This is a genomic window from Enhygromyxa salina (assembly GCF_002994635.1).
Classification (GTDB): domain Bacteria; phylum Myxococcota_A; class Polyangia; order Nannocystales; family Nannocystaceae; genus Plesiocystis; species Plesiocystis salina_B.
Map to the genome: position 1 here is coordinate 78,892 of NZ_PVNL01000015.1, position 23,206 is coordinate 102,097.

At 68.8% G+C, this 23,206-nt stretch carries 21 protein-coding genes and 1 tRNA gene; 9 read left to right on the top strand and 13 right to left on the bottom strand.

All coding sequences use genetic code 11. From position 1 onward, the window contains the following. Nucleotides 1–55 precede the first annotated feature (55 nt). Complete coding sequence (locus tag ENSA7_RS03425; protein WP_106087751.1) at nucleotides 56–1,048, top strand: spermidine synthase; 993 nt, start codon at nucleotides 56–58, stop codon at nucleotides 1,046–1,048. A gap of 52 nt (nucleotides 1,049–1,100) precedes the next feature. On the opposite strand, the gene ENSA7_RS03430 is transcribed toward ENSA7_RS03425, so the two are convergent. Then, nucleotides 1,101–1,177, bottom strand: a tRNA-Asp gene (locus tag ENSA7_RS03430). A gap of 118 nt (nucleotides 1,178–1,295) precedes the next feature. Beyond that, nucleotides 1,296–2,210, bottom strand: coding sequence for a polyprenyl synthetase family protein (locus tag ENSA7_RS03435; RefSeq protein ID WP_106087752.1), 915 nt, complete (start codon nucleotides 2,208–2,210; stop codon nucleotides 1,296–1,298). 149 nt (nucleotides 2,211–2,359) lie between these two features. Between ENSA7_RS03435 and crtD the strand changes: the two genes are divergently transcribed. Then, nucleotides 2,360–3,931, top strand: a complete 1,572-nt coding sequence (gene crtD / locus ENSA7_RS03440; protein ID WP_106087753.1) for a 1-hydroxycarotenoid 3,4-desaturase CrtD — start codon at nucleotides 2,360–2,362, stop codon at nucleotides 3,929–3,931. Then, nucleotides 3,928–4,914, top strand: coding sequence for a carotenoid 1,2-hydratase family protein (locus ENSA7_RS03445; RefSeq protein ID WP_106087754.1), 987 nt, complete (start codon nucleotides 3,928–3,930; stop codon nucleotides 4,912–4,914). The genes crtD and ENSA7_RS03445 overlap by 4 nt, the downstream gene beginning before the upstream one ends. An 8-nt stretch (nucleotides 4,915–4,922) precedes the next feature. Here the strand turns inward: ENSA7_RS03445 and ENSA7_RS03450 are convergent, their stop codons facing one another. Together ENSA7_RS03450 and ENSA7_RS03455 are read right to left on the bottom strand one after the other, a co-directional pair. Then, nucleotides 4,923–5,618 (bottom strand): hypothetical protein, encoded by a 696-nt coding sequence (locus ENSA7_RS03450; RefSeq protein WP_146157284.1) that lies wholly within the window; start codon nucleotides 5,616–5,618, stop codon nucleotides 4,923–4,925. A gap of 31 nt (nucleotides 5,619–5,649) precedes the next feature. Continuing rightward, complete coding sequence (locus ENSA7_RS03455) at nucleotides 5,650–6,591, bottom strand: MerR family transcriptional regulator (RefSeq protein ID WP_106087756.1); 942 nt, start codon at nucleotides 6,589–6,591, stop codon at nucleotides 5,650–5,652. Nucleotides 6,592–6,694: 103 nt separating this feature from the next. On the opposite strand from ENSA7_RS03455, the gene ENSA7_RS03460 reads away from it, so the two are divergent. Continuing rightward, nucleotides 6,695–8,236 carry a phytoene desaturase gene (locus ENSA7_RS03460; RefSeq protein WP_106087757.1) on the top strand — a complete coding sequence of 514 codons (1,542 nt, stop codon included), beginning with the start codon at nucleotides 6,695–6,697 and terminating at the stop codon, nucleotides 8,234–8,236. Further along, nucleotides 8,233–9,231, top strand: a complete 999-nt coding sequence (locus ENSA7_RS03465) for a phytoene/squalene synthase family protein (protein WP_106087758.1) — start codon at nucleotides 8,233–8,235, stop codon at nucleotides 9,229–9,231. Before ENSA7_RS03460 ends, ENSA7_RS03465 begins: the two co-directional genes overlap by 4 nt. Here the strand turns inward: ENSA7_RS03465 and ENSA7_RS03470 are convergent. The 3 genes from ENSA7_RS03470 to ENSA7_RS03480 all read right to left on the bottom strand — a co-directional run bounded on the left by ENSA7_RS03470 (nucleotide 9,203) and on the right by ENSA7_RS03480 (nucleotide 11,429). Continuing rightward, nucleotides 9,203–9,613, bottom strand: coding sequence for an anti-sigma factor family protein (locus tag ENSA7_RS03470; RefSeq protein ID WP_106087759.1), 411 nt, complete (start codon nucleotides 9,611–9,613; stop codon nucleotides 9,203–9,205). The two genes, ENSA7_RS03465 and ENSA7_RS03470, sit on opposite strands and share 29 nt — an antisense overlap. A 60-nt stretch (nucleotides 9,614–9,673) precedes the next feature. After that, a complete protein-coding gene (locus ENSA7_RS03475; protein ID WP_181233054.1) occupies nucleotides 9,674–10,444 on the bottom strand; it encodes a sigma-70 family RNA polymerase sigma factor in 771 nt (256 codons plus the stop codon). Nucleotides 10,445–10,556: 112 nt separating this feature from the next. Continuing rightward, complete coding sequence (locus ENSA7_RS03480) at nucleotides 10,557–11,429, bottom strand: prenyltransferase (RefSeq protein ID WP_181233056.1); 873 nt, start codon at nucleotides 11,427–11,429, stop codon at nucleotides 10,557–10,559. 246 nt (nucleotides 11,430–11,675) lie between these two features. Here ENSA7_RS03480 and ENSA7_RS03485 point away from each other — a divergent pair, with 246 nt between their 5' ends. The 3 genes from ENSA7_RS03485 to ENSA7_RS03495 are packed head-to-tail and all read left to right on the top strand — an operon-like array spanning nucleotide 11,676 to nucleotide 14,598. Next, on the top strand, nucleotides 11,676–12,677 hold the full coding sequence (locus ENSA7_RS03485) for an ArsA family ATPase (RefSeq protein WP_181233058.1): 1,002 nt from the start codon (nucleotides 11,676–11,678) through the stop codon (nucleotides 12,675–12,677). A 24-nt stretch (nucleotides 12,678–12,701) separates the two neighbouring features. Beyond that, nucleotides 12,702–13,913 (top strand): ArsA family ATPase, encoded by a 1,212-nt coding sequence (locus ENSA7_RS03490; protein ID WP_106087763.1) that lies wholly within the window; start codon nucleotides 12,702–12,704, stop codon nucleotides 13,911–13,913. Between the two features lie 52 nt (nucleotides 13,914–13,965). After that, entirely contained in the window at nucleotides 13,966–14,598 is a 633-nt protein-coding gene (locus tag ENSA7_RS03495) for a PH domain-containing protein (RefSeq protein WP_106087764.1), read from the top strand. On the opposite strand, the gene mtnA is transcribed toward ENSA7_RS03495, so the two are convergent. From mtnA to gatC, 4 genes are read right to left on the bottom strand one after another with little or no spacing between them, the layout of a single operon-like run. Continuing rightward, nucleotides 14,582–15,655, bottom strand: coding sequence for an S-methyl-5-thioribose-1-phosphate isomerase (mtnA, locus tag ENSA7_RS03500; RefSeq protein ID WP_106087765.1), 1,074 nt, complete (start codon nucleotides 15,653–15,655; stop codon nucleotides 14,582–14,584). The two genes, ENSA7_RS03495 and mtnA, sit on opposite strands and share 17 nt — an antisense overlap. Nucleotides 15,656–15,665: 10 nt before the next feature. Then, nucleotides 15,666–17,204, bottom strand: coding sequence for an Asp-tRNA(Asn)/Glu-tRNA(Gln) amidotransferase subunit GatB (gatB, locus tag ENSA7_RS03505; RefSeq protein WP_106087766.1), 1,539 nt, complete (start codon nucleotides 17,202–17,204; stop codon nucleotides 15,666–15,668). Next, entirely contained in the window at nucleotides 17,204–18,709 is a 1,506-nt protein-coding gene (gatA, locus tag ENSA7_RS03510; RefSeq protein WP_244923699.1) for an Asp-tRNA(Asn)/Glu-tRNA(Gln) amidotransferase subunit GatA, read from the bottom strand. The genes gatB and gatA overlap by 1 nt, the downstream gene beginning before the upstream one ends. A 12-nt stretch (nucleotides 18,710–18,721) precedes the next feature. Beyond that, nucleotides 18,722–19,012, bottom strand: a complete 291-nt coding sequence (gene gatC / locus ENSA7_RS03515) for an Asp-tRNA(Asn)/Glu-tRNA(Gln) amidotransferase subunit GatC (protein ID WP_106087767.1) — start codon at nucleotides 19,010–19,012, stop codon at nucleotides 18,722–18,724. 184 nt (nucleotides 19,013–19,196) lie between these two features. Here gatC and ENSA7_RS03520 point away from each other — a divergent pair, with 184 nt between their 5' ends. Next, nucleotides 19,197–20,183 (top strand): hypothetical protein, encoded by a 987-nt coding sequence (locus ENSA7_RS03520; RefSeq protein WP_146157285.1) that lies wholly within the window; start codon nucleotides 19,197–19,199, stop codon nucleotides 20,181–20,183. A gap of 22 nt (nucleotides 20,184–20,205) precedes the next feature. On the opposite strand, the gene ENSA7_RS03525 is transcribed toward ENSA7_RS03520, so the two are convergent. Both ENSA7_RS03525 and dnaJ read right to left on the bottom strand, forming a co-directional pair. Beyond that, the gene (locus ENSA7_RS03525) at nucleotides 20,206–20,970 is read right to left on the bottom strand and encodes a site-2 protease family protein (protein ID WP_146157286.1); all 765 of its coding nucleotides are present in this window, start codon (nucleotides 20,968–20,970) and stop codon (nucleotides 20,206–20,208) included. Nucleotides 20,971–22,011: 1,041 nt separating this feature from the next. Further along, nucleotides 22,012–23,121: a molecular chaperone DnaJ gene (gene dnaJ, locus ENSA7_RS03530; RefSeq protein WP_106087770.1), complete on the bottom strand. Its 1,110-nt coding sequence runs from the start codon at nucleotides 23,119–23,121 to the stop codon at nucleotides 22,012–22,014. Nucleotides 23,122–23,206: the final 85 nt, after the last annotated feature.

Consider the following 23,206-nt stretch of genomic DNA (forward strand, 5'->3'; position numbering starts at 1 on the left):
AGCCCGTTTCTGCCGCTGGGCGCAAGTTTTTGGCAAGCGCACTATGCTTGGGCCGATGTCGCGTGACCGTCAGCCACTCGAAGATCGAGACCGACCGCTCACCCGCCGCGCGTGGCTGCGCGGTGGGCTGTCCGCGGCGCTGCTGAGCCCGCTGATGGGCTGGCCCCGCAAGGTCGAGGCGGCCGAAGAGAAGCTGCTCGAGCAAGCGACCAGCGAATACAACACGATCATGGTGACCGAGCGCGGCTCGATCCGGACCATGTACTTCGTGGTCGACGGGACCCGCTACATCGAGTCCCGCAAGGACATGGACCACCCCAACAGCCTCGACCTCGACTACTCGCGCACGATGATGGCCGGGTTCTTGGTCCAGCCCGCGCCCAAGCGGTTCATGATGATGGGCCTCGGTGGCGGGCAGATCTCCAACTACCTGTTCGAGCGGTTCCCCGAGCTCGAGATCGACGCGGTCGACATCGATCCCGAGGTCGTCCGGCTCGCGCACCAGTACTTCGACGTGCCCAAGCACCCGCGCTACCGGACCCACGTCGGCGACGGTCGGCTGTTCATCGAGAACGCCAAGCAGCCCTGGGACCAGATCATGCTCGACGCGTTCCGCGGGGTGTTCGTGCCCTACCACCTCAAGACCCGCGAGGCCTACGCGGCGTGCCTCGCCAAGCTGACGCCGACCGGCGTCGTGGTGGCCAACCTTCACAACCTCACGCGGATGTACCCGCATGATCGGCAGACGCTCGCGGCCGTGTTCCCGCACCGCTACTCGTTCGTGTCGGAGAGCGGCAACCAGACCACCTTCGTGGCCTCGGCCTCACCCGAGCGGGTCGGCGCCTACGAGATCCGCAGCAACGCGCGCGCGGTCGCGGATCGGTTCGACTTTGACACCCTGGGCCTGACCGCCCGCTATTACATGCGCACGGACTGGGACACGGAGTCCGCCATGCTCACCGACGACTTTGATCCGGCAGAGCTCGAGTCGGCGGCCCAGCGTCACAACACGACCTGCATCGCGGGCTGTGCGTACCCGGCTCAGTAGCTGCAGCGCAAAAGAAGAAAGCCTTGAATGGCGGACCATTCAAGGCTTTCTTTGGCGGGGCGGACGGGACTCGAACCCGCGACCTTCGGCGTGACAGGCCGACGTTATAACCGACTTAACTACCGCCCCTCAGGTCTTGTTGGAGCCGGGATTCTGTTGGATGGCATCGGTGATGTCAAGCATCGATCGCCTCTCAAATTTGGGCTGAGCTCGATCGCTCGCTCACATGCACGGCCGACGCCCAGCGTCACGCACGCAGATCGGCGATCGGCTTGCCGTTTGCGCTGGGCCCATGGACCCGCACCGCTCGCGGGTACAAGCGGGCGCCAAAGCCCTCGACCCAGTCGATCACTTGCTCGGGTCGAGCGCAGCTGGGCATGGACTCGATCGCTTGATCGAGCAGGGCCCGCAAGCGCTCGAGCGCGCCGTCGATGCCAAGGGTGAGACACGCGTTGGGCCGATCGTGGGCCATGTCCTGGCCGACCGGCTTGCCGAGGCTGGTCTCGTCGTCGAGGGTGTCGCGCAGGTCATCGGCGACCTGGTAGGCCTCGCCGAGCCGAGCGCCGAACTTGCCCCACGACTCGGTGAGGCTCGCGCCTGCGCCGGACACCAAGGCCCCAGCCCGAGCGCCCGCTTCAAACAGCGCGCCGGTCTTGGCTTTGTGATAGGTCCGCAGGCCAACGCTCTGCTCGGACTCCCACGCTTGACCCGCGACCAGGCCACCACCCGCCCCGACACCACGCGCGATGCAGCGAACCAGGCGCGGCACCAGCACTGGCGACAGGCGGGCGCCGGCGATGACCTCGAAGGCGAGCACGATCAGCGCGTCGCCAGTCAGGACCGCGAGCTCCTCGCCAAACGCGGAGTGGACCGAGGGCCGCCCGCGCCGGACCGCGGCGTCGTCGAAGCAGGGCAGATCGTCATGGACCAGCGACCCGCAGTGCATCAGCTCGATCGCCGCCGCCACGTCAGCTTGGGCGTCGAGCTGGGTGTCGGCGCCGCAGGCCGCCGCGACACTCAGACACAGGTGGGGACGCAGGCGCGCACCGCCGGGAAACACTGCGTGTCGGATCGCAGCGCGCAGGCCCGGAGGCGTCGCAGGGGACTCGCAGTGCCGGAGGGCCCGCTTGAGGGCCATCTCGATCTGCTCCGAGCTGTGCATCTCGCGGCCAGCCTGGCCCGACGTACAACCTTTGTCAATCTGAGGGCGGCGTTCGTTCAAACCCTGGACACCCTTGCTCGCGAGTGGTTACGGTCGAGGTTGAGGCCTGATGATCGGGAGGTCAGGTGGTCAGAGACCCACGTGTGGGCATGAGCGCGCCGGGCACTGTAGCAGAGAATCGAGCGGTCGTCGTCATCGGTGGGGGCGTTGGTGGATTGTCGGCGGCCATCCAGGCAGCGGCGCTGGGATGTCGGGTGACCTTGCTCGAACGTGGCGCGCGTGTCGGCGGAAAGCTGCGCGAGCTCGAGGTCGCCGGACGAGCGATCGACTCGGGCCCGACCGTGATGACGATGCGCTGGGCTTTCGATCAGTTGTTTGCCGCTGCGAGCAAGCGGCTGGCCGACTACGTCGACCTGATCCCGCTCGAGGTCCTGGCCCGCCACGCGTGGCCCGACGGTGGCCGGCTGGATCTATTCGCAGAGATCGAGGCCACTGCGAGCGCGATCACAAGCTTCGCCGGGCCCGACGACGCCGCGGGGTATCGGCGCTTTTGCGCACACACCGAGCGCATCTACGCGATCGTCGAGCAGCCCTTCTTGCGGTCGGAGCGGCCCAGCGTGTCGTCGGTGGTGACCGCGAAAGGCCTGCGCGGTGCGCTGGAGTTCGCCGGCATCGACTGGCACCGATCGATGTGGCGGGCGCTGTCGAGCTTCTTTCCGGATACCCGGTTGCGCCAGCTGTTTGGCCGCTACGCGACCTACTACGGATCATCACCCTTTCGTTGCCCGGCAACCCTCAACTTGATCGCGCATGTCGAGCGCGCGGGCGTGTGGCGGGTCGGCGGGGGCATGTATCGACTCGCCGAGGCGCTCGCGCAGGTCGGGACGGAGCTCGGGATCGAGCTGCGCACCGACTGCGAGGTGGGCCGTGTGATCGTCGCAGATGGGCGCGCGGTCGCAGTCGAGCTGGTCTCGGGTGAGCGGATCGACGCCGACGCGGTCGTGGTCAACGCGGCCCCCCAAGCGCTGGATGAAGGTCGACTGGGCGCCGAGCTGCGCGGCTGCGTCAACTACGAGCGTGGCGCCGCGCGGTCGCTCTCGGCCGTGACCTGGTCCGCGTGCGCGCGCACCCGCGGGTTTCCGCTGGCGCACCACAACGTGTTTTTTTCGGCCGACTACCCCGCGGAGTTTCGGTCGCTCGAGCGCGGCGAGCTGATCGACCAGCCGACAATCTATGTATGCGCTCAAGATCGCCTGGACGCGGTCGAGCCGCTGGATGCAACGCCCGACTGGTCCGAGCCCGAGCGCCTGTTGATCCTGGTCAACGCGCCCGCGCGCGGTGACGAAGATCCGTGGACGAACGCCGAGCTCGACGCGCTCGAGCGGCGCACCTTCGCGGCCCTGCGCGCGGCCGGGCTCGAGCTCGAGATGATCGAGCAGGTCCGCACCAGCCCAACGCAATTCGAGCGGTTGTTCCCGGCCACGGGCGGCGCGCTCTATGGGTTTGCGACCCACGCCATGATGGCGCCGTTTCGACGGCCGCGGGCGCGCGCCAACATCGAGCGACTGTATCTGGCAGGCGGCGGCGCCCACCCTGGCGCCGGGATCCCGATGGTCTGCCTGAGCGGCCAGATCGCCGGGCGAGCCGCCGCCGAGGATCTGGGTATCGGTCTGGGTATGAACTCGGGTGCGAATCCGAGTGCGGGTGAGCGAGCGCGATGATCCCGGATCCGACGCCGCTGCGCTTCGACACCCCGGTCGCCCCGGGCGGCTACGCGTGGTGGTACCTCGACGGAGTCTCCGACGACGGCGCGCTGGGCTTCACGATCATCTTGTTCGTCGGCTCGGTGTTCTCGCCTCGCTATGCCAGGGCAAGGGCGCGGGGACCCGCCGCCGACCCCGAGCAACACTGCGCGGTCAACCTCGCGATCTATGACGCCAAGCAGCGCACGCGCGTGTGGGCGCTGACCGAGCACGGTCAATTCGCCCGCGACGCCGAGCACCTGCGCGTCGGCGCAAGCACGATCCGCTGGCACGACGACGGATCGCTGGTGGTCGAGATCGACGAGCGACGCACGAAATTCTTCGGCCGCCGCGGCGCCCCGCTGCGCGGGCGGGTGCGACTGCGCCCGGCCGCGATGTTTGGTCCCCGCGTCGAGCTCGATCACTGGCGCGCGCAGCCTCGCCATCGCTGGTACCCCGTCGCCCCCCATGCGCGCGTGGACTTCGAGTTTGATCAGCCCGCGCTGAGCTTCTCGGGCTCGGGCTATCACGACGTCAACGAGGGCGACGAGGCGCTGGAGGCCGCGTTCGACTCGTGGAGCTGGTCTCGCTGCGAGCTCGGTCGCGAGAGCGTGATCCTCTATGACGTGGTCGCCTCCAACGGGGTCGCGCACGCTCGGGCGTGGCGCTTCAACCCGGCCGACCCCGCACCCACGATCGAGGTGATCCCCGAGACTGCGTTCGGCCCAGCCCAGGCGCTGGCGACCACGCGCTGGGGGGTCGCGCGATCGATCCGCAGTGATCCAGGCCACACTCCCCGGCTGCTGCACACGCTCGAGGACACGCCGTTCTACTCGCGCAATTTGGTCGAGGTGCAGTACGGCGGGCGCCCGGCTACGGCCGTGCACGAGTCGCTGTCGCTGCGCCGGTTCGCGGCCGCTTGGGTGCGCGGGCTGCTGCCCTTCAAGATCGCGACCGACTGATCTCGACCCTATTTGGCCGACACCGGCCAGCCCGCGTCGAGCAGCGACTGACAGGTCTCGTTGGCCTTGATCTTGGTGTAGCGAAAGCTGCCCTTGCTGCGCTCGTAGCTGTCCTTCGCCATCCCGGCGAGGCACTTGGTATCGGCGCCCAAGATCTTCTGCCGCACGCTGAGGGTGACCTCGCCGTAGATCGGCGTGCCCTGGTCGTCGCCGAAGGCCCGGGCGTTGGTCGTGGTCTTGTTGGTCACGTGCAGGTTGCCGCTGCACACGGGCGCGTCGACGTACACGCGCATCCCGGGCTCACCGTCGTCGTCGATGTCTTCCTCGCCCCAGTTCACGGTGCCGGTCATCGTGAAGTGAGGGGTGCCCTCGACCCGCTCGAACACCAAGCTCGAGTCGGGGAGCGCGTTGACGTCGACGTAGACCTTGACCCCGCCGATGTCGGCATAGTTGACCTTGCAGGCCCGCTGGTCGATCTCGATCGCGTGGTCCGAGCGGCGCACGCGGGCCAGTGTGTAGGTGTCCATGCGGGTCTGCAGAGTCCCGAGCACGGGGACCTCGCGGGTGCCATACACGACCTGATGACCCGCCCAGTGCTCGGTCCTGACCGGCGCGGACTGGCTGTCATCGGTGGCGGCCGCGAGCTGGCCGGACGCGACGACAGCCGGGGACAAGCCAGAGATCAGCGGAGAGCTGAGCAACACGGCGCTCAAGGTGGCGAAGATCAAAGTTGGTTCATCCCCTGCGTGCGCGCTTTGCTGACCCGGATCCGGTAGTGGCCTCGTCGACCAACGACTCGACCTGATCCAGCGGTTGCGTGCCGACGACCATACCGCCGGAAGCTTCAACCATCTCGCGAAGATGATCAGATCCCGCGCCCCCGACGATCCAGGGCACACTCTGGGCGGCCTCGGCGTAGGCGTCGACCAACTCACGCCCGCGGTGGGCGGGGAGCTCCGTCGACACCGACAGCCCCACCAGCGCGGACTGTATGCTCTCGACCGCATGGCGGATCGCCGACGGCGGGGTCCGTGCGCCGAGCACGAGCGGCCGAAATCCCCACTGGACCAGGGCGAACGCCACCCCGTAGAGTGGGAGCGCGTGCTCTTCGTCCGCGAAGCAGGCCAGGACCACCTCCGGGGCCGAGCTCGCGGGATCCACGAGCCGCAACATGTCCCGCGAGGCACCGAGCATCGCCTCGGTGGCCATGTGCTCCTGGGCCACGGAGAAGCTGCCCTCGTGCCAGCGATCGCCGACGGTCCGCATGGTCGGCCCAAGCACCCGCTCGAACACGGTGAACGCCGAGCCGAGGAACATCACGCTGCGGACCGCTCGCTCGACCCCGCGCGGGTCGAAGTCCTCGATCGCCGCCAAGATCGCTTCACACCCGCGGGCGTAGGGGTCGGCGTCGACCGGCGTCTTGCTCGCGGTCTGCTCGCGCTGGATCACCCGCGCGGCCTCGGCGGGCGCCATGCCACCCTCGCACAGCTCCTTCAGCCGCCGGATCGCGCTGACGTCGTAGTCGCTGAACAGCCGGTACGACGCGTCGCTGCGCTCGGGCGACGGGATCCCGTAGCGGCGCTCCCACGCGCGCAGCGTGGCGGCGGGAACCCCGGTCATCTCTGCGACCGTCTGAATTCGATACTTACCCCGGTGGCTGGGGGTGGGGCTGGGCATGAGCTTGGCTCCAAATCGAGCGGCAGTTTCAGGCTATGACAAGCACGCGAACCAAGACTTGTCAAAGGTTGGTTCAGCAAGAGCCCAAAACACGCCAAGGATCATGCAAACCTTGAACACAAGTAGTTCAGACGCCAAGCCTCACGCGCTGGTGATCGGCAGCGGATTTGGGGGGCTGGCGGCCGCCGTTCGCCTGGGTGCCCGCGGGTACCGAGTGACTGTCCTCGAGCGCCGCGACCAGGCCGGGGGCCGAGCGTACGTCTACCGACAAGACGGCTTCGTGTTCGACGGCGGGCCCACGGTGATCACCGCGCCGTTCTTGCTCGAGGAGCTGTGGGAGCTGTGTGGCAAGCGAATGGCCGACAGCATCGACATGCGCCCGGTCTCGCCGTTCTACCGGGTCCGGTTCCACGACGGGCAGGTGTTCGACTACCAGGGCGACGCCGAGGTGATGCGCGAGCAGATCCACGCGTTCAACCCGGACGACGTCGCCAACTACGAGCGCTTCTTGGCGATGTCCAAGCGGATCTTCGAGGTCGGGTTCGAGCAGCTCGCCGACGAGCCGTTCGGCAGCATCCTCGACATGCTGAAGATCACCCCGGCGATGATCCGGCTGCAGAGCTACCGCACGGTCTACAGCCTGGTCGCGCGCTACATCAAAGACGAGCGGCTGCGCCAGGTGTTCTCGTTTCACCCCTTGCTGGTCGGCGGCAACCCGTTCAAGACCACCTCGATCTACACCTTGATCGCGTTCTTGGAGCGCAAGTGGGGCGTGTACTTTCCAATGGGCGGGACCGGCACGCTGATCCAGGGTCTGGTCGAGCTGATCGAGGGCCAGGGCGGCGAGCTGCGCCTGAACACCGAGGTCGAGCAGATCACGGTCGAGGACGGACGCGCGAGCGGGGTCCGGCTGAAGTCAGGCGAGCAGATCAGCGCCGACATCGTGGTCTCCAACGCCGACTCGGCGTTTCTCTACAAGCACCTGGTGCCGGCCCAGTACCGGCGCCGCTGGACCGACACCAAGCTCGAGCGCACGCGCTACTCGATGAGCCTGTTCGTCTGGTACTTCGGGACCAAGCGCAAGTACGACGACGTCGCCCACCACACAATTTTACTCGGGCCGCGCTACCGCGGGCTGCTCGACGACATCTTCGAGCGCAAGGTGCTGGCCGAGGACTTCTCGCTGTACCTGCACCGGCCCACGGCCACGGACCCCGCGCTGGCCCCCGAGGGCAGCGACGCGTTCTATGTGCTGTCGCCCGTGCCTCACCTCGACAGCGGGACCGACTGGGAGCAAGAGCGCGAGCGCTACCGGGCCAAGATCTGCAAGTACCTGGCGGACACGATCATGCCGGGACTCGAGGACCAAGTGGTCAGCTCGCACATCCTCGATCCGATCGGCTTTCGCGACGAGCTGCTGTCGTTCAAGGGCGCGGCGTTCGGGGTCGAGCCGGTCCTGACCCAGAGCGCCTACTTTCGTCCGCACAACCGCAGCGAAGAGATCGACCGCCTGTACCTGGTTGGCGCGGGCACCCATCCGGGCGCGGGCGTGCCGGGGGTGTTGAGCTCGGCCAAGGTGCTCGAGAAGGTGATCCCCGACGCGCAGACCTTGATCGCCGAGGGGCTGCGGGCGCCGGCGACATGAGCGAGCGGTTCACGCCAGCGCCGGTCCGCAGTCGCGACTACCACTCGGGAGGGGCAGCCAGGGCCGACATCGAGGCCTGCAAGCAGATCCTCGCGGCTGGCAGCAAGAGCTTCGCGGCCGCGTCGTTGTTGCTGCCCAAGCGCATGCGCGGCCCTGCGGCGGCGTTCTACGCGTTTTGCCGGGTCGCCGACGACCTCGTCGACTTCAGCGATGACCCGAGCGCGGCGGTCGTCGAGCTCGCGGCCCGCCTGGATCGGATCTACGCCGACACGCCCGACGACGACCCGGTCGATCGAGCGTTCTCCCGGGTCGTGCTCGACCACGCGATCCCGCGGGTGGTCGTCGACGCGCTGATCGAGGGCTTCGAGTGGGACGCCGACGAGCGCGAGTACGAGACCTTGCCCGAGCTCCTGGGTTACTGCGCCCGGGTGGCCTCGGCGATCGGCGTGGTCATGACCTTGTTGATGGGCCCCCGCGAGGCCCGGACGCTCGCCCGCGCCTGCGACCTCGGGGCGGCCATGCAGCTCACCAACATCTGCCGCGACGTGCTCGAGGACGCCGGTCGCGGGCGCCTGTATCTGCCCGCTGCGTGGCTGCGCGAGCGAGGTATCGATCCCGTGCAGTTCGTAGCCAACGTCCACGACTACGCCGGGGATCCTCGGGTCGCCGAGGTCGTCGAGTCGTTGCTGCGCGAGGCTGACGAGTACTACCTGCGCGCCGACGCGGGCCTCGCGATGCTGCCCCGCGACTGCCGACCCGCGATCCGGGCGGCGAGCCTGATCTACAGCGACATCGGTCGGGTGATCCGCGCGCAAGCCTGCGACCCGATCCGCGGTCGCGCGCACACGGGCAAGGCCCGCAAGCTATGGTTGCTGGTGCGGGCCTGGGCTCGGCGCACGCCCGCGAGCCTGGCCCGGCACGCCGACGCTTCGGTGATCGACGCGTGCGCGTTCTTGGTCGACGCGATCACTCCAGCGCCGGTGGCTCGCCCGTAGGCGCCTTCTTGGCCTTGGCCGCGCTTGGATCTTTCTCGATCTGTGCGTCCTCGCGCTCGATCTCCAGCATCAAGAAGGTCGCCGCGATCACCAGGATCACCAGGATGCTCAGCACCTGAAACGGCAGCGAGACCAGCGACAGCGTGCCGTCGGGCCCAGCGCGGCGACGCCGGAGCTTCTTCGACAGCTTGTCGTAAAAGTCCGGCGGGGCCTCGACATCGGGCAGCTCACGCACGACCGAGAGGATCTTCTGGAGATCCTCCATCTCGCGCCGGGCGTCGGGCGAGTCGTCCAGGTACTTCTGGAACGACTCCGCGTCACCACCCTCGAGCGCGTCGTCGAGGTAGGCGGTCATCAGCTCGGCGTTGGAGTCGGCGGCCATGGTGTTGGGTGCTCGGTTAACTTTAGACCGGGAGTCCGTCAGGTAAAGGGGATTTTGGTCCTACTCGAGGTAGGGCTGGAGGCGAACCTTGAGCGCCAGCCGGGCGCGGTGAAGACGACTCTTGAGGGTGCCCTCTTGGAGCCCGGTAATGTTGAGGATCTCGGCGTAGCTCAGCCCCTGGATGTCCCGCAGCACGATCAGCAGGCGGTGCTCGGGCTCGAGCTGGGCGATCTCGGCCTGGATCGCGCGCTCGAGCCGGTTGGCGGTCATCGTGGCCTCGGGCCCCGGGACCGCGCTCTGCAGCGCGACGATCGGGCCGCCATCTTCGCCGCGGGTGTGGGCCGCCGGGGTCTCGTCGATGTCGGACGCGCGGTGAAAATTGCGGCCCTTGAGGTATTTGATCCGGTTCTTGCAGGTGTTCGAGGCGATCCGATACAGCCAGGTGTAGAACCGACCCTCGCCGCGGTAGTTGGCGATCCCGCGGTGCACGGAGATGAACACCTCCTGGGCGATGTCCTCGGCCTCTTGCCGGTTTCCGATCATGCGGAACACGAGCCCGAAGATGCGATCTTGGTAGGTCTGGACCAGCTCCTGGAAGGCTCGCTCGTCGCCTTGCTTGAGCCGTCGGACCAGGCGCCGGTCGCGGGCGTCCCGGGCGGCGCGGACCTCTTCGCTCTCGGGCTTGCCGCGAAACCGCCGCTTTGGCTGGGGCGCTGGCTCAGCTGGCTCAGCTGGCTCAACTGGCTCAACTGGCTCGGGCGCCGCGGCCTCTGGCGGGGCTGCGTCACCGGCGGGCTCGGTGCGGCTGTCTGGGTTCACTGGCGCGTACACGGTCGCGGCTCGGGCCCGAGTGACACCCGACCGTTGGTCAGGTTCCAAGCAACCGGAGGTCCGGCGCGACGGCTGGATCATCCGCGCCAACCCCCTCCACGGTCAAGCTGGATCAGACCAGGCTGCGGATCAGCGCGGCGGCCATCCACGCGAGCATGGCCAGGTTCGCCGCCCCTGCGCCCAAGAACACGAAGCGCAGGCACTCGCCGCGGTTGCCCGCGTCGGCAGACCCGAGCAGTCGCGCGGCCGCGAGCACGGGCCCCAGCGGGACCGCGATGATCATGGCGACGCCCCACCAGGGCAGGCCGTCGACCACCAGCCAGCCAAACCCGATCGCGACGGCGAGCATCTCCAGGGCGTGGCGGCGGGCGTCGAACTGCCCGTGGCGAACCGCGTAGGTCCGCTTGCTCGCCGCCCGATCCCCCGGGTAGTCCGGCAGCGAGGTCAGCAGGTTCCCGACGTAGCCGAGCAAGAAACACGGCAACAAGCCCAACCACGGCAGCGCCGCGAAGCTGCCGGCCTGCGCGTAGAACCCAATGATCGGCAGCACCACCCCGACCCCGAGGCCCTGCAGCAGCTCGCCGTGCCCCCGGTAGGACAGCCGCAGGGGCGCGAAGCTGTAGGCCCACAGCAGCCCCGCGCCGCCCACCACCAGGACCGGCAACCACCACAGCTGATGGATCGCCGCCAAGCCCAGCGCGACGAGGACCATCGCCGCGAGCATCATCCACGCCGCCTTGCGCAGCGCCTCGGGCGTGAGCTTGCCTTCTTGGATCACCCGCGAGCCACCCGAGAGGACCGTGGGCGACGGGTTGACGGCGTCGGCCTCACGGTCGGCGAAGTCGTTGGCGAACACGATGAACAGCTGATCGAGCACGCCGAGCAGCTGCACGCCGCCGAACAGCGCCCACGAGAACCGACCGTGCGCCGCGTAGGCCAGGACCTGGCCGAGCATGAGCGGTACCGCGACATTCGCCGCGGCCAAGGGTCGGGCCGCTTGCACCCATGCACCCCACGGCGACATCGGGGCCCACGGTAGCCTTTTTTGCGCCGACCGGCACCCATGGCGCCCAGACGCCCGGACGGCTCGTGCGTGGGGCGCGAAGCGAGCGCCTATGGCAAATGCACGCTCGCCGTGAGGCCCACCGCGCGCCCGGTTGTGTTCGGACGGGGGCTGGGTTACGCAGCTCCCGAATTCGTCCGGTCCAAGCCATCGGGCGCTTCACTACCCGTGAACCTCAGCGCAACATCGCTGCTCGACCGGCGGCTCCTGATGTTCACCGGCAAGGGTGGGGTCGGCAAGACCACGCTGGTCGCTGCGCTCGCGTGCGAGGCCGCGAGGCGGGGCCGGCGACCGCTGATCGTCGAGCTCGGCCACCGAGCCTCGATGGAGGCGGTGTTCGAGGTCGACCGGATCGGCTACGAGCCGCGCGACGTCGGCCGGGGCGTGCACGCCATGAACCTCGACTTCGAGTCGGCGCTGGCCGAGTATTTCGAGGAGCACATCCCGGTCAAGCGGGTCGCGCGGACGGTGATCCGCAACAAGACCCTGCAAAAGTTCTTTCACGCGGCGCCCTCGGTCTCCGAGGTCGCCACGCTCAACAAGCTCAGCGCGCTCGAGGCCGAGCGCTCGCCGACGGGCGGCGTCCGCTGGGATCCGATCTTCGTCGACCTCGACGCGACCGGCCACGCGATCATGCTGCTCAACCTGCCGTCGGTCATGGAGGGGTTGATCGGCGACGGGCCCATGCGGCGGCTGGTCGACGGGTTCTCGAGCCTGCTCACGGATCCTCGCCGGACGATCTTGAATCTGGTGACGCTGCCGCTAGAGCTGCCCGCGCAAGAGACCGTCGAGCTGTATCAGCGGCTGCGCAAGCACCACGACGTCGAGCTCGGCGTGCTGTTCGTCAACCAGGTCCCGTCGCGGCCGCTGGGGCCTGCGCAGGCCGGTATGCTCGATCGCCTGGAGTACCGGGCGCAAAAAGTTGGGATCAGCACGCTGGTCGACGACGTCGCGATCGCCCGCCGGGCGATGCGCTACCACGTCAACGCGCGCTCGCAGATCAACCGCATGCAGCGTGACATCGACATGCCGATGGTCGAGCTGCACAACGTGGCCAGCCGGGTGCTGGACCTCGACACCGTCGCGCACATCGGCGAGGCGACCTTCGACCTGCTCGACAGCGGCCAGCAGCGCGAATCGACCAACGTGGGCGTGGCCCCACGCCGCTAGAGCGAGCAGGGGCAGCAGCACGAGATGAGCGAGATGACAGGCATCGACGAGCTGCTCATGCGCCAGCGCCTGCTGGTGGCGATCGGGCCGGGCGGGGTCGGCAAGACCACGGTGTCCGCGGCGATCGCCCTGCGCGCGGCCGAGCTCGGTCGCCGGACCCTGGTGCTCACGATCGATCCGGCCAAGCGGCTCGCCGACGCCCTGGGTCTGACCGAGCTCGAGGATCGGATCCGCATGGTCCCCACCGACGAGCTGAGCAAGCGCGGCGTCGAGGTCAAGGGCGAGCTCTACGCGGCGATGTTCGACAACGCCGCCAGCATGGACTCGCTCATGAAGCGCGTGGCGCCTGACGTCGAGACCCGCGACAAGGTCCTGCGCAACCGCGTGTACCGAGCCATGGCCGGCACGCTGGCGCGCAGCCACGCGTATCTGGCGATGGAGCGGCTGCACGAGGTGATGCACTCGGGTCGCTACGATCTGGTGATCCTCGACACCCCGCCCGCTCGCAACGCGCTCGACATCCTCGACGCGCCCTCGCGCCTCGCTACCTTCCTGGAGGAGGGGGTCGTCAAGTGGTTCGTGCCCAACGCCGGCAACCGGGGTCGAGGCCTGCGGGCGCGGCTGATGCAGGGCTCGGGCGCCGCCGCGACCAAGCTGTTCGAGGTCGTCGTCGGCAAGGAGCTGGCCGGCGAGACCATCGCCTTCTTCGAGGCCTTCTACGGGATGCGCGAGGGCTTCCACATGCGCGCGTCGGCGATCCAGGGCATGTTGCGCGCGCGCGATACCAGCTTCGTGCTGGTCAGCTCGGCCGACGCGACCCACCTCGCCGACGCCGAGGCCCTGGCCGCCGGGATCAAGGCCCGGGGGGTGCGGATCGACGTGGCCGTGTTCAATCGCGCCTACGAGCGGCTGACCCACGCCGATCCGCTGGCGATCGTCAGCTCTGCGGGTGTGCTCGACAGCGCGACGACGATCCGACTGCTGTTTGGCGACGAGCTGCATCGGTCCGAGCGCGACACGATGAGCACCTTGCTGTCCAGCCTCCACATGGTTCGGACCGAGGCGGCGGCCAGCAACCAGCGGGCGCTCGAGTCGATCCGCAAGCTCTCGCAGCTGCTGCCAAGCGACGCGCTGGGCCTGATCATCGCCCGGCTCGACGGCGATATTCGGGATCTGCCGGGCCTCCACGCCCTCGGACCCTATCTCGCGGCCACGCGCTCGCTGCCCACGGCGTGACCCGAGAAAATTCCTCTGACGCTGGCGCGTGGATCCGTCTAACGTAGGCGGCATGAACCAGCCGCCGACCAACCCGCCGAACAACGGGACCCCCCCAAGTCAGGGGCAGCCGCAGGGGCGCGCCGTCGCAGCGCCGCCGCATGGGTCCACGGCGCAGCCTGGCGGCGGCGATGTGATCTACGCGGGCATCGCCAAGCACAGCGCGGCGCTCGGCGGCTACCTCAAGTGGGCGGGCGTGTCCGTGCTCGGCGGGGCCATTGCGATCGGGCTGAACATGGCCGACATCGGGCTCCCCGGCTGGGCGCTGGGGCTCGGTTGGTTGATCGGGCTGCCGGGGATCCTGTGGACCTACCTGGTCCAGATCTCCAGCAAGTACAAGATCTCACTGCGGCGGGTGGAGACCGAGCACGGCGTGCTGGCGAAGCGGGTCGACTCGCTGGAGCTGTGGCGGGTGCTGGACGTCGAGTACACCCAGTCACTGGTCGATCGGATCTTCAACAACGGTCGGATCCGGCTGATCAGCACCGACAAGACCAACCCGGATCTGGTGATCCATGGCCTGCCCAACCATCGGGCGCTGTTCGAGCAGCTGCGCGAGGCGGTTCAGAACGCGCGGCACACCAACCGGCCGATGGAGCTGGTGGGCGGGCACGAGTTCGCCGACGGGGTCAGCGAGATGATGTGAGCGCGAGCTCGGACGGGGTGAACACGCCGCGCTCGGTGATGATCCCCGTGATGAGTTCGGCCGGGGTGACGTCGAACGCGGGGTTGCGGACGGCGACGGTCGCGGGGGCTCGGAGCACGCCGCCGTGCTCGCGGACCTCGGCGCCGTCGCGCTCTTCGATCGGGATCTGATCGCCCGAGCTGAGCGAAAAATCGATCGTGGTCACCGGGGCGGCGACATAGAAGGGCACGCCGTGGTGCTTGCACAGGACCGCGACGGTGTAGGTGCCGATCTTGTTGGCGGCGTCGCCGTTGCGGGTGATGCGATCGGCCCCGACGATCGCCGCTTGGATCTCGCCACGGGCCAGCATCGCGCCGGCCATGTTGTCGCAGATCAGTGAGCACGGGATCTGGTCGTGCATCAGCTCCCACGCGGTCAGGCGCGAGCCCTGCAGCAGCGGCCGGGTCTCGTCGACGAACACGTGCAGCTTGGTCCCGCTGGCCCACGCGCTGCGGATCACGCCGAGCGCGGTCCCGTGTCCGGCGGTCGCTAGCGCGCCAGTGTTGCAGTGGGTCAAGATCCCGCCCGCGGGGAGCTTGGCGGCCCCGTGCGCCCCGAGCTCGAGGCACGCGCGCAGATCATCGCGGACGTGCTGCTCGGCCGTCGCGCGCAGGATCTCGCGCAGGCGAGCGACGTTGGTGTCCGGATCGCGGGCCAGCTGATCCGTGACCGCGACGCGCTGCTGCTGCAGGGCCACGAACAGATTCACCGCGGTCGGCCGGGTGTTGGCGAGTCGCTCGCTGGCGGCCCGCAGCGCGGTCAGGAACTCGCCGCGGGACTCGGGGAGACCCAGGCTGACGACGTACAGCCCGATCGCCGCCGCGCACCCGATCGCCGGGGCCCCGCGGACCGTGAGCGTCTCGATCGCCACCGCGATGTCCTCGAGCGCGTCGAGCTCGAGCCAGACCTCTTCGGCGGGGAGCAAGCGCTGGTCGAGCAAGAGGAGGGCGCGCCCGTCCGCGCGCAGCTGCACGGGCCGCAGGCCTTGATAGTTGTCGGGGTTGGTGTCGATGCTCATGACGAGTGTCTCAGCTCGGATCCGGCTTGTCGTCCGCTCGCGCGAGCTGCTCGAGCACGGTCTCGAGCGCCTGCTGAACGACCTGCGGGTTGGCCTGGCCGTTCGAGACGCGCATGACCTGGCCAACGAAGAAGCCGCGGACCTTGTCCTTGCCCGCGAGCAATTGCTCGAGCTGCTGCGGGTGGGCCTGGACGATCTCGCGGACCATCGCCGTGATCGCGGCTTGATCCGATACCTGGCGGTAGCCGTCGCGCTCGATGATCTGCGTGGGCGAGCGCCCTGGCTCGGCGAACAGCTTGGCCAGGACCTCTTTGCCCGCGCGACCCGAGATCGTGCCGGCCTCGATCTGCCCGATCAGCTCGGCGAGCGCCGCAGGCGAGACCGGGCACGCGGCGAGCGAGCGCCCGCTCGTGCTGTCTGTGTCGTCCGAGTCGTCCGCCTTGAGCAGCTTGAGCAGCTCGCCCGTGACCCAGTTGCAGACGGTCTTGGCCAGCGACGCCGCGGGTTGACCGCGGAGCTCCGCGCAGGCGGCCAGCGCGATGTCGAAGTAGTTGGCGAGCTCGTGGTCGGCGGTGAGCACCCCGGCGTCGTAGGCCGACAGACCGAACTCGACCAGCGCCCGCCTGCGCGCCCACGGCAGCGCCGGCAGCGACGCCTTGGCCGCGGTGATCCACGCCGCGTCGATCGCCAGCGGCGGCATGTCGGGCTCGGGGAAGTAGCGGTAGTCGGCCGCCGCCTCCTTGGTGCGCATGACCTTGGTCTGATCGCGGCCCGGGTCGTAGCTCATCGTCGACTGAATCACGGCCTCACCCGCGTCGAGCAGGTCGACCTGGCGGCGGATCTCGGCGTTGATCGCCGCTTCGATGAACTTGAACGAATTGAGGTTCTTGATCTCGCAGCGGGTCCCGAGCTCGGTCGCGCCGACCGGCCGCAGCGAGACGTTGGCGTCACACCGCAGCGTGCCCTCTTCCATGTTGGCGGCGCTGATCCCCAGGTACCGCACGATCGTCCGCAGCTCGCGAACGTAGTCAGCCGCCTCGGCCGCCGAGCGCAGCGCTGGCAGCGAGACGATCTCGACCAAGGGCACGCCCGCGCGGTTGTAGTCGATCAAGCTGTGCTCATCCGCGTGGGTGTTCTTGCCCGCGTCCTCTTCCATGTGGATGCGCAGCAGCGGCACGCGCGTGGTCGCGAGCGGGTCGTCGGGGCGGGCGTGATCGGGGATCTCGATCGCGCCACCGAGCGCGTAGGGTTGGTCGGCCTGGGTGATCTGATAGCCCTTGGGCAGATCCGGGTAGAAGTAGTGCTTGCGAGCCCAGCGTGACAGCGGCGGGATCTCGCAGCCAACCGCGAGCGCGAGCCGCAGCGCGTGGTCCACCGCCGCGCGGTTGGGCACGGGCAGGGTCCCCGGCAAGCCCAGGGTGTAGGCGTCGATCTGCGAGTTCGGCTCGGCGCCGACCGCGTAGCCGCAGCCGCTGAACATCTTGGTGGCGGTCGCGAGCTGGCAGTGAACCTCGAGCCCGATCACCACCTCGTAGTCGGACATCGGCATCAGCTCGCGGCTCCGGTTGCGGGCGGCCGCTCGAGGTGCCAGGCCGTCGCGGCTTCGTGGGCGGCGGCGACCCGCAGCAGCGCGGGCTCGGCCAGGTGCGGCCCGATCAGCTGAAGGCCGATCGGCAGGCGCGGCGAGCTGGTCGTGAACCCGGCGGGGATCGAGATCGCTGGGAGCCCGGCCAGGTTCGCGCCGATCGTGAACACGTCGAGCAGGTACAGCGCGAGCGGGTCGTCGACCTTGGCGCCGATCCGCCAGCTCGGGACCGGCGAGGTCGGGCTCGCGATCATGTCGCAGCGCGTGAACGCGGCGGCGTAGTCCTGGGCGATCAGGCTGCGCACCTGCATGGCGCGGCCGTAGTAGTCGGCGTAGGACTCGGCCCGCAGCACGAAGGTCCCCAGCAAGATCCGGCGCTTGACCTCGACCCCAAACCCATCGTGGCGGGTGGCCTCGTAGGTCTCGCGCAGGCTCGGGCGGGCCCGGCGGAGCCCGTAGCGGACCCCGTCATAGCGGGCCAGGTTGCTGCTGGCCTCGGCCGTGCACAGCACGTAGTAGGTGGCGACGGCGTGCTCGAAGTGCGGCAGCTCGATGTCGACCACCCGCGCGCCCGCGTCGGCGAGCACCGCGAGGCTGGCCTCGAACCGGGCCCGAACCTCGGCGTCGAGGCCGTCGAGCTCGAGCGCGCGACGGTGGACCCCGATCGTGGTGCCCGCGAGCTGACCGAGCGCGCCCGCGTCGACCGCCGCGAGGTAGTCGGGCACTGGCGCGTCGAGGCTGGTGGCGTCGCTTGGATCCACGCCCGCGAGCACCCCCAACGCGAGCGCCGCGTCGCCGACCTCACGGGTCATCGGCCCGGCCTGATCCAAGCTCGACGCGAACGCGATCATTCCGTGGCGTGAGACCCGACCGTAGGTGGGCTTGAGCCCGACCAAATTGCACAGGCTCGCGGGCTGGCGGATCGAACCCCCGGTGTCGGTGCCCAGACCCAGCGCGCAGCTGCGGGCCGCGACCGCGGCCGCGGTCCCACCCGAGCTCCCGCCCGGCACGTGGCCGACCGCCCAGGGGTTGTGGACCGGCTCGAACGGGGTGTTCTCGCTGGCCGAGCCCATCCCGAATTCGTCCATCGCCAGCTTGCCGAGCAGCACCGCGCCCGCGTCGGCCAGCCGCTGGGCGTGGGTGCCCTGATACGGCGGCACCCAGCCAGACAAGATCGCCGAGCCGCACGTGGTCGCGACGCCCTCGGTCACGAAGATGTCCTTGAGCGCGACCGGGACCCCGGCCAGCGGACCCAGCTGCGCACCTGCAGCGCGGGCCCGATCGACCGCCGCCGCCTGCTCGAGCGCCAGCTCGGAGGTCACGCAGCGATAGGCGTGGAGCGCTGGCTCGGTCGCCTGAATCTGCTCGAGGTGCGCCTGGGTCACGTCCACCGCCGAGAGCTCGCCACGCCGGATCCCGCTCGCCAACGCGCGCGCGGATCGGGCCAGGATGTCGTCGAAGTCGCTCACGATCGGGACCGGTCAGTCCTTGAATTTCGGGACCGCCACCAGGCGATCATGCACGGCCGGGACCGCGGCCAGCGCTCGATCCACGTCCAGGGTCGAGGCCTCGACGTCGTCGCGCAGACCGGATCGCACCTGAACCGCGGTGAGGTACTCGGGCACATCCGTCACGTCTACGCTCTGCAGCCTGCGAATGTAGCCAAGGATGGTCTCGAGCTGCGCACCGAGCACGTGGGCTTCGGCCGCGGGGAGTTCGAGGTGCGCCAGCCTCGCCAGCTCGTCCACGAGCGTGCTGTCATCGTTGGCCATGCCGCAGGCAGGGTAGAGCAGGCACGCACCTGGATTCCATACCTATGCGCTCTAGGATTTACGAGTGGTCCGAATCCTGCGCCGATCGCTAGGTCGCGGCGGGGATCGCCCACCCAGCGCGAGCCTGACGCCCGATCTCTCCGCTTTGCTGACACTTTGGCGTAGCCGCGTTATCTCTAAGGCCATGCCGACGTCCCTTCGCGCTCGGATGTCGTCCGCGAGTGCCTCGAGCAACCTCGCGTTCCTGGGCGTCGTGGTGGTGGGGGCGCTGCTCGGGTGCGCAGAAGATCCAACCGAGCCCGGGCGCAATTCCATCGTCGAGGCCAGCGCGAGCGAAGAAGCCACGACCGGGCACCTCGGCCGCGTGCACTTGGTGCTGCAGCCGCGGCCCGACGAGATCGAGCCCGAGCCCCAGCTGCAGCTCCACGCGCGCTTCGTCGAGTACCACGGCGTGTCCGAGGACTTCGTGCGCGCGCGGACCAACCTCCCGCTGCCGGTCTGGGATCAGCTCGTGGTCGGCCAGTGCATCGCGAGCGAGGCGCTGCTGCCCGTCGCCCACACCCCGCGCGCCAACGGTGAGCGAGAGCTGACACTCGTCGACGCGGGGGATCTGCGGATCTTGCTCGGCAACCGCGAGCTCGTCGCTCCGCTCGCGCTGGTGCCCGACATCCTGCCGTGGCTCTCGGGCGTCGAGTATGCCCACGTCGATGATCGGATCCCGCGGTTGGCGGTCGAGCCCGACGGGACCTCGCCGATCGTGGTCAGCGTCGACGGCTCGCCAGACGGCCACCTCGAGTCGTTCTCGGCCTCGGTGGCGATCCCCATGCCGCTCGCGCTCGAGACCGCCAAGGTCGCCGACGATCGCCTGACGATCGACTGGCGCCCGCCCGGCCGCAACCCGCAGACCATCGTGTTGCGGCTGCAGGCGTTCACGCCGGGCGAAGATGGCGTCCGCGAGCCCACCGGTGAAGAGGTCACCTGTCTGGTCTCGGACACCGGCCGGGCCGACCTCGCCCTCGGCCCGCTCGCCGCCGCGGGTCTCGGCGCCGAAGCTGCGCTGCTCCGCGTGAGCGCGAGCCGGTTCGACACCGTGCAGATCAGCGCGGGCAACTTTGGCAACGTCGACGTGTTCGTCGAGCTGCGCGCACAAAAGACCCTGCCGTTGTTGTGAGCCTCAGCGCGCCAGCCCCGGCTCACCCGCGCCACACGTAGATGACGCGGTTGCCCGCGGGTGGGGCTGGCCGATTGCGCACGCGCTTCAGCTCGCGGCCGGCAGCGAACCACACGAACGCGGCGACCAACACCAACACCGGCTGACCGCCGAACAGACCCCAGACGCCAAACCCAACCGCCAGGTAGCGCCCGAGCTTCGCCGCGATCTGCGTCGCGCGGACCGGACCCACGCGCTTGCTCGCCAGCGCCCGCAGCACCCGACCGCCGTCCATCGGAAACGCCGGCACGAGGTTGAACAGCCCGAGCATCAGGTTGGCCCACACCAGCCCAGACAACACCAGCGCCAGCAGCCCGCCGCTTGCGAACGAGCCGAGCGCGAACCCAACCAGCGCGAGCGTGGCGGCGATCCCCAGGTTGACCGCCGGGCCCGCCACGGCGATCCACAGCTCGGCACGCGGATCGCTCGGCTCGCGCTCGAGCTCGGCGACGCCGCCGATCGGCAGCAAGGTGATGCGCCGGGTCTCGATCCCGAACCGACGTGCAACGAGCGCATGGCCGAATTCATGGAGCAGGACACAGGCGAACACCGCCAGCGCAAATCCCAGACCGAGCGCGACGGCGACGCTGGAGTGAGCGGCGCTCCAAGTCGAGATCCCGATCCACACCAACACCAGCGCAAAGCTGGCGTGAATGCGGGTCGGGATCCCCAAGATGCGGCCCAGATGCCACGACCAACGATCTCGCCGGTCAGCCGCGGTGGGCAGACTGAAGAAGGGATGCTTCACATCCACCACGGTAGGTCCGCGCTCGCGTTCGGCAAGCGCCGGGCCTCGTGTGGGTTCACGGTGCTCGGGGATTTGGATGAGCTTTGGCCGAGGCCCGCTCGCGCTGCTACGATCATGTTGTCGCTTCAGGCACCCGGCACAGGAGGTACTGATGATCGAAACTTCAGCCGCGATGACTATCCCTTCCCCTTACTGGACGGCCAACGCCGCGGAAGGAGGCACCTCCTAGTCCCGGGTTGGGCGGTCGGCCCACCAGCGAGTTCGCCGCCGTCCCCCACCGATCACACTCCTGACGCGGGCACTGGCCCGTGATGATCAGGCTCCCCAAATCAGCGGAGCCACCCACTACCCCGGCCGACCCGCTCGGCCAACGCGTCAAGCCCCGCGATCATCGACGCGTCACAAACCAAACCGAGGCCCGCGGGGGCCCCGACACGAGGAACCGGCACCGCCCGGAGCGACCCAAGGGAGAGGAAAGCCTCTCCCTTCCTTGTTGCGTTCATGACCCCCACAGCCAACTTCGCACTTCGCAGGCGCTGTTCATGACCCCCACAGCCGCCTTCGCACCTTGCGGTCACTCGCTTCGCTCGCTCCCCACGGGCTAGCTGTTTGCGAGCGCATCATTGGCCCCCTAAAAGGGGGCTCGATTCATTGCCCGCGAGCGACTTCGTTACTGAGGTCGTTCCTCACGCGGTGGCATGTCCCTCGCCAGTACGCGCTCACGTCGACGGGTCGGGCACCAATCACACGACTGTGCCCCAAGCACAAAGTCGTTGGCGGGCAATCAGACGAGCCCCCTTCTAGGGGGCCAATCATGCGCCCGCATACGACTGGCCCAAAGGGAGCGAGCGAAGCGAGTGACCGCAAAGTGCGAAGGCGGCTGTGGGGGTCTAAACCAGCGAAGCCCCCTTCTAGGGGGCCAATCATGCGCCCGCATACGACTGGCCCAAAGGGAGCGAGCGAAGCGAGTGACCGCAAAGTGCGACGGCGGCTGTGGGGGTCATGAACACCGCCTGCGAAGTGCGATAGTGGTTGTGGGGGTCATGAAAACAGCGACCCGAGCAGGCCCTTTTTCTTGGCGGCCACGTCCAGGCCCATCTCTTTGGCGAGCGCGCGCAGCTTCTCGTCTTGCTCGCTGGTCAGCTTCTTCGGGACCGTGACCTTGACGCGCACGTGCTGGTCACCCTTGCCGCGCGAGCCGAGCACGGGGATGCCTTCGCCGCGGCGGGTGATGATCGTCTCGGGTTGGGTGCCGGGGTCGATCTCGAGCTCGGCCTCGCCGGTGAGGGTGGGGATCGTGACCTTGGTGCCGAGCACGGCCTGGAACATCGAGATCTCGACCTCGCTGAAGATGTCGTACTCTTCGCGCTCGAACCGAGGATCGGGCTGGACCCGCAGGACCACGTAGAGGTTGCCGGGAGGTCCGCCCATGACGCCGGGCTGTCCGCCGCCGGGGACCCGCAGGGTCTGGCCGTCGTCGACGCCGGCCGGGATCCGGACGGTCAGCTTGCTCTCTTTTTGAACGGCGCCGCTGCCCGAGCAGCTGTGGCAGGGGGTCTGAATGACCTGGCCGCGGCCGCGGCACCGGGGGCAGGTGGTCTGGACCCGGAAGAACCCCTGGGCGTGGATCACCTGTCCGCGACCGTTGCAGTCGGGGCAGGCGATCGGCGAGGTGCCCGGCTCGGCGCCGGTTCCGTCGCAGCTGTCACACTCGACCCGCTTGGGCACGGTGATCTCGTGCTCGCTGCCCTCGACGGCCTCCATGAAGGGGATCTCCATGGCCATCTTGAGGTCCGCGCCGCGCTGCGGGCCGGCGCGTCGACGCCCGCCGCCGCCGGCGAGGTTGCCGAACAGATCCCCAAACAGATCCCCGAAGTGCGCGAAGATCTCGTCGGTCCCCGAGAAGCCCTGGAAGCCGGCCCCGCGCGGACCTTCGTGGCCGAACTGATCATACAGCTGACGCTTTTGATCGTCGCTGAGCACCTCGAACGCCTCGGCGCACTCCTTGAACCGATCTTCAGCTGCCGGGTCGTCGGGGTTGCGATCCGGGTGAAACTCCATCGCCTTCTTGCGATAGGCTTTCTTGACCTCGGTCGCGCCTGCGTCACGCGAGACTCCCAAGACTTCGTAATAGTCGCGTTTTGCGGACACCGCGCGCGAAGCTAAGGCTGCCTCGCGTGTGTGTCAACCAGCGCTGTTGCGCGCCGAGTCGCGGAGCGTGATGCGTCGGCAGGCG

Excerpts from the sequence above, each read along its gene's own strand:
- ENSA7_RS03425 (WP_106087751.1), top strand. The coding sequence starts at position 56 with ATGTCGCGTGACCGTCAGCCACTCGAAGATCGAGACCGACCGCTCACC.
- ENSA7_RS03435 (WP_106087752.1), bottom strand. The coding sequence starts at position 2,210 with ATGCACAGCTCGGAGCAGATCGAGATGGCCCTCAAGCGGGCCCTCCGG.
- crtD (WP_106087753.1), top strand. The coding sequence starts at position 2,360 with ATGAGCGCGCCGGGCACTGTAGCAGAGAATCGAGCGGTCGTCGTCATC.
- ENSA7_RS03445 (WP_106087754.1), top strand. The coding sequence starts at position 3,928 with ATGATCCCGGATCCGACGCCGCTGCGCTTCGACACCCCGGTCGCCCCG.
- ENSA7_RS03455 (WP_106087756.1), bottom strand. The coding sequence starts at position 6,591 with ATGCCCAGCCCCACCCCCAGCCACCGGGGTAAGTATCGAATTCAGACG.
- ENSA7_RS03460 (WP_106087757.1), top strand. The coding sequence starts at position 6,695 with ATGCAAACCTTGAACACAAGTAGTTCAGACGCCAAGCCTCACGCGCTG.
- ENSA7_RS03465 (WP_106087758.1), top strand. The coding sequence starts at position 8,233 with ATGAGCGAGCGGTTCACGCCAGCGCCGGTCCGCAGTCGCGACTACCAC.
- ENSA7_RS03470 (WP_106087759.1), bottom strand. The coding sequence starts at position 9,613 with ATGGCCGCCGACTCCAACGCCGAGCTGATGACCGCCTACCTCGACGAC.
- ENSA7_RS03490 (WP_106087763.1), top strand. The coding sequence starts at position 12,702 with ATGAGCGAGATGACAGGCATCGACGAGCTGCTCATGCGCCAGCGCCTG.
- ENSA7_RS03495 (WP_106087764.1), top strand. The coding sequence starts at position 13,966 with ATGAACCAGCCGCCGACCAACCCGCCGAACAACGGGACCCCCCCAAGT.
- mtnA (WP_106087765.1), bottom strand. The coding sequence starts at position 15,655 with ATGAGCATCGACACCAACCCCGACAACTATCAAGGCCTGCGGCCCGTG.
- gatB (WP_106087766.1), bottom strand. The coding sequence starts at position 17,204 with ATGCCGATGTCCGACTACGAGGTGGTGATCGGGCTCGAGGTTCACTGC.
- gatC (WP_106087767.1), bottom strand. The coding sequence starts at position 19,012 with ATGGCCAACGATGACAGCACGCTCGTGGACGAGCTGGCGAGGCTGGCG.
- ENSA7_RS03520 (WP_146157285.1), top strand. The coding sequence starts at position 19,197 with ATGCCGACGTCCCTTCGCGCTCGGATGTCGTCCGCGAGTGCCTCGAGC.